This window comes from Chroococcidiopsis sp. TS-821, assembly GCF_002939305.1.
GTDB lineage: Bacteria > Cyanobacteriota > Cyanobacteriia > Cyanobacteriales > Chroococcidiopsidaceae > Chroogloeocystis.
The window spans coordinates 1-1,034 of sequence record NZ_MVDI01000025.1; the positions used below are offsets into that span (position 1 = coordinate 1).

Annotated in this window: 1 protein-coding gene; it reads right to left on the bottom strand. The window is 53.8% G+C overall.

What is annotated here, in order from left to right:
• On the bottom strand, positions 1–1,034 hold a 1,034-nt coding region (psbD, locus tag B1A85_RS23295; protein WP_104549096.1), incomplete at both ends, for a photosystem II D2 protein (photosystem q(a) protein).

Sequence of the window (1,034 nt, forward strand, 5' to 3'; positions counted from 1 at the left end):
AGTACCTCCTCAGGGAATTGGAAATGCTCGTGAGGCTGGTCTTGGGGAGCCATCCAAGCCCGAATACCTTCGTTGAGCAGAATGTTTTTCGTATAGAACGTCTCGAATTCGGGGTCTTCCGCCGCGCGCAACTCTTGAGAAACGAAGTCATACGCGCGCAAGTTGAGTGCCAAGCCGACAACGCCCACCGCACTCATCCACAAACCTGTCACCGGCACAAACAACATGAAAAAGTGCAACCAGCGCTTGTTGGAAAACGCAATCCCGAAAATTTGCGACCAAAAGCGGTTGGCAGTGACCATGCTGTAGGTTTCTTCCGCTTGGGTGGGGTTGAACGCGCGGAACGTGTTAGCTTTGTCGCCGTCTTCAAACAGCGTGTTTTCTACCGTCGCACCGTGAATCGCGCACAGCAGCGCACCACCCAATACGCCAGCCACGCCCATCATGTGGAACGGGTTGAGCGTCCAGTTGTGGAATCCTTGGAAAAATAGCAAGAAGCGGAATATCGCTGCCACGCCAAAGCTGGGAGCAAAAAACCACCCCGATTGTCCCAACGGGTACATCAAGAACACGCTGACGAACACTGCGATCGGCGCGCTGAATGCTAATGCATTATACGGACGTACTCCCACTAGCCGCGCAATCTCGAACTGCCGCAGCATAAAGCCAATCAGTCCAAAGGCGCCGTGCAATGCTACGAATGTCCACAATCCGCCCATTTGGCACCAGCGCGTGAAGTCCCACTGCGCTTCTGGCCCCCACAAAAACAGCAATGAGTGTCCCATGCTGTTTGCCGGTGTGGACACGGCCACTGTTAAGAAGTTGCATCCCTCTAAATACGATGACGCGATGCCGTGCGTGTACCACGACGTTACAAACGTCGTTCCGGTGAGCCATCCTCCTAGTGCCATGTAGGCGCACGGAAATAGCAACAGTCCCGACCACCCGATGAATACAAATCGATCTCTTTTTAGCCAGTCATCAACGACGTCGAACCATCCTCGACTCGTTGCCTGTCCTACTGCTATTGTCAT